This window comes from uncultured Neisseria sp. (assembly GCF_951230505.1).
Lineage (GTDB): Bacteria > Pseudomonadota > Gammaproteobacteria > Burkholderiales > Neisseriaceae > Neisseria.
The window spans coordinates 1-3,919 of sequence record NZ_CATNVN010000166.1; the positions used below are offsets into that span (position 1 = coordinate 1).

General features: G+C 50.4%; 4 protein-coding genes. All 4 read right to left on the reverse strand.

From position 1 onward, the window contains the following. Nucleotides 1–131: 131 nt before the first annotated feature. On the reverse strand, nucleotides 132–1,067 hold the full coding sequence (locus tag Q1M25_RS08700) for a DMT family transporter (RefSeq protein ID WP_300483886.1): 936 nt from the start codon (nucleotides 1,065–1,067) through the stop codon (nucleotides 132–134). 18 nt (nucleotides 1,068–1,085) lie between these two features. Then, complete coding sequence (recJ, locus tag Q1M25_RS08705) at nucleotides 1,086–2,786, reverse strand: single-stranded-DNA-specific exonuclease RecJ (protein WP_300483888.1); 1,701 nt, start codon at nucleotides 2,784–2,786, stop codon at nucleotides 1,086–1,088. 102 nt (nucleotides 2,787–2,888) lie between these two features. Beyond that, nucleotides 2,889–3,599: a hypothetical protein gene (locus Q1M25_RS08710; RefSeq protein WP_107723542.1), complete on the reverse strand. Its 711-nt coding sequence runs from the start codon at nucleotides 3,597–3,599 to the stop codon at nucleotides 2,889–2,891. A 71-nt stretch (nucleotides 3,600–3,670) separates the two neighbouring features. Then, the coding region (locus tag Q1M25_RS08715) for a DUF615 domain-containing protein (protein WP_300483890.1) at nucleotides 3,671–3,919 on the reverse strand (249 nt) is incomplete at its 5' end.

Here is a 3,919-nt window from a genome sequence, read left to right on the forward strand (position 1 = left end):
ATCATCACCCGTGTCGAACGCGAAGGGTTCTATTGATTTGCCGTTTCTCATTAATCTGATTTTTTAACTATAAAGGCCGTCTGAAACCTGTTTCAGACGGCCTTACTTTATTCTGTTTTGCAATAAAGGCTTTATATCTTTCTCAAAAAAAGCCCCATTACTTTCTCTCCGGCCACAGCCAGCAAGGCTCCGGCCACAACCACCATGGCACCCACATAGCTGACGATATTCATATCCGAAGCGGCAAAATAATCGGGGGCAAGATGATGGCCGATGGTGGAAAATATCATGGTGAATACAGGAATCAGCGTGGTTACGATACTGACTTTTGAAGCGTCCCAATGATTGAGTGCTTCGCCGAATGAACCGTAGCCGATCAGCGTGTTCAAGCAGCAATAGATAAAGCAGCCCCATAAAAACGGATTGCCGATATGGGCGATTTGTGACGGTTCAGCAAACGGCAGGAAAACAAAGCTGCTGCAAAAATAAATCATGAGCAGGATTTGTTGCGAATTGAAATGTTTGGACAGAAGTTTTTGCGCCACGCCGTAGCACACCCAAATCATGCTGCCCGAAGCCGCCATGATTACCCCGACCGCGTAGCTGCCCAAACTGAAAAGTTCGCCGAATTTGTCGTTGAAAAACATGACCAAACCCGTCAGCAAAAGCATCAAGCCGATTTTTTGCCAGTGCGTAAAGGCTTCTTTAAACACGCCTACGCCGACCAAAATCATGGTAAAGGGCGAGAGTTGCCACAACACCTGCGTGGTTGTCGGCGAAATATAGTGCAAACCCATGGCAACAAGCACGAAGTTAGCGGAAATGCCGATAATGCCCAACACCAATAAAAATAAAGTTTGCTTGGAAAATTCAGACGGCCTCGGCAGCTTGCCGGTCAGCCCCAACAACGCAAACAACACCAGCGAAGCCACTAAAAAGCGTATCCACACCAGCGTGGGCGCATCGACGGCTTTTAAGGCCTGTTGGGCGATGACCGGCAGCGATCCCCAAGTCATGGTGGCAAGCAGCGCCAATGAAAAGCCGAGCCAAGGTTTTTGTTTCTTCATTTTTCAGACGGCCTTTGCTTACGCGGCTTCCCAGTAGTCGATATAAAGCTGCAATTCGAGATTATTCCGCCATTCGTTAGCAACGGGGCGGTAAACCGTACGGATGTATTCGGGAATGTCTTCGCTACAACGCCAAAACATGGCTTCAAACTCATAGCCGTCTTTTTGCAGCCAGACTTTTTTGTGTTTGCCTTCCGCACCCAACGGCTGCTGGCGGACAACATGAAATTCATCGGTAAAACTCGGTGGCGCGAAGCCCTGCCCCCAAACGTGTCGGGCAAGGTTCTGCGCCTGTTCCAGCGTAATATCGCGGGCAGGCAGGCTGCCGTCGGTGATGAAGGTTTGCGACAAGTCGTCTTCGCACACCATCTCGCGCACGGCTTCTTCAAAGGCCGTCTGAAACGCGGGAATATTGTGTTCAAGTATGCTCAAACCCGCCGCCATTGCGTGTCCGCCGAATTTCAAAATCAAATCGGGATGGCGTTTAGACACCAAGTCCAAAGCATCGCGCAGGTGCAGATTGGGAATGGAGCGACCCGAACCGCGCACTTCGCCGTTGTCGGCAGGCGCAAACACGATGGTCGGACGATAAAAACGGTCTTTAAGGCGGCTGGCAACAATACCGACCACGCCTTGATGGAAGTCGTCGCGATACGCCACCAAAGTCGTCTGACCTGGAGGCAGGATTTCGGGAAAATCATTCAACGCGTCTTGCAGCATAGACTGCTCGATTTCGCGGCGTTCGATATTAAGGTTATTTAACTGAGCCGCCAGTTCCTGCGCTTCGGCATCATCTCGCGCCAACAGGCAGGCAATACCGACCGACATATCGTCCAGCCGTCCAGCCGCGTTGATGCGCGGTCCCAGTGCAAAACCCATATCAAACGGCTGAGCCTTGCGCCAATCACGCCGTGCCACTTCAAACAAGGCACGGATACCGGGGCGCATTTTACCCAAACGCATCCGTTTCAACCCTTGCGATACGAGGATACGATTGTTGTGGTCTAAAGTAACGACATCGGCAACGGTACCGAGTGCGACCAAATCCAAAAGGTCGCCCAGATTCGGCTCTTTCAGGCCGTCTGAAAAATAATTGCGGCGGCGCAGTTCGGCGCGCAAAGCCATCAACACATAAAAAATCACGCCCACGCCCGCCAAGCTTTTGCTTTGGAAACCGCAGCCTTTTTGGTTCGGATTGACGATGATGCAGTCGGGCACGGTCTCGGCAGGCAGATGGTGGTCGGTCACAATCACATCCAAACCCAATTCCTGCGCACGCGCCACGCCTGCAATGCTGGCGATACCGTTATCCACCGTCACCAATAAATCCACGCCTTGCGTGGCGGCGATTTCAGCCAGCTCGGGCGTTAAGCCGTAGCCGTGCTCAAAGCGGTTGGGCACAAGGAAATCCACTTTCGCCCCCATCGCCGCCAAACCGCTCATACCGACGGAACACGCTGTCGCACCGTCGGCATCGTAGTCGGCGACAATCAGGATTTTTTCCTGACGCTCAATCGCATCCGCCAAACGGACGGCGGCGGCTTCGCAGTTTGTCAGCGTTTGATACGGCAAAAGCGCAGCAAGCTTGTCGTCCAACTCGGCCGGACTTTGCACATCACGCGCAGCACACAGCCGCGCAATCAAAGGATCGGTACCGGCAGTGAGCAAGTCGTTAAAAACAGTCGGATTAATGGAACGTGTTTGGATTTTGACGGACATGGTGTGTGGGATTAAATAGAGAGAAAATTAATTTTTTTAAGCATTTATTTTAAGGAGGAGGCCGTCTGAAACCTGCAATCCGTTTTCAGACGGCCTTGGATATTATTTGCGTGAAGCATCGATAATTTCACCGATCACGACATATGAGCCTGCTATCACTACGCCGACTGCGTCCAAAGCCAATGTAAATGGCGTTTTCAGGATATTCCCCGTCAACTTCCGAACATCGGTACTTTTTTTGGTTTCCACATAATAAATTCTGACCGGGACGGCAGTGTCAAAACGGCGGTCTTCGGCAACATTTTTCGGCGTTGCATAATAATGACCTTCGGTAGAAATACACCGTGTGTAGACAGTTTTACCATCAAGTTCGACCGGCTTGAACGCCAGCTGTTTTAACTTGGCAATCTCGGCAGCTTTTTGAGTATCGTAACGCAGGCAGAAATTCGAGCGGAAAGTTTGCGCTTCAGGGGATTTCAATTCGACCGGCAAAGCCTCATACACCTGTTTTGGATTTTGCCGAACCATTTGAAATCGTTTGCTCAGCTTTGCATCCAAAACCGCCTTCAATTTGGCCGAATCTCTAGGATTAACGACAAACCAATATTTTCCACCCATCATGACCAAGCTGCCTGTTTCCAGTTGCGTATTGTCTTTGGCAACCACGCCAAATGCGTGAATATTGTCTTTGGCAACGGTTTTTTCAGTTGTGGTTTGATGGAAAGGGTTATTTCTTTCCCAAAGATCGGTAGTACATCCATTGAGGGTCAATACACCAATCAGCAAGGCGGTTGCAGAGTGGCGAAATTTCATGGTCATCCTCCTTCGGTATTACGATACAGGCCGTCTGAAACCTGCAATCGGTTTTCAGACGGCCTTAAGGTTTATTCTTCCCAATCCTGCCCTTCTTCTGAAGCGTCGGATTGACCGGCCTCCATCACTGCTTTAATTTCTTGGAACAGCGCACGGAAGTTTTTCGGCGGTTTGTTTTGTTCCTGTTCTTTTTTAGTGTTGCGGATCAAGGTGCGTAATTTGCCGGCATCAGCTTGCGGAAAATCTGCCATAAATTGGGTAATCGCGCCATCGTCTGCCAACAGTCGGGTACGTGCCTGCTCGACACGTTGCAAAAAGGC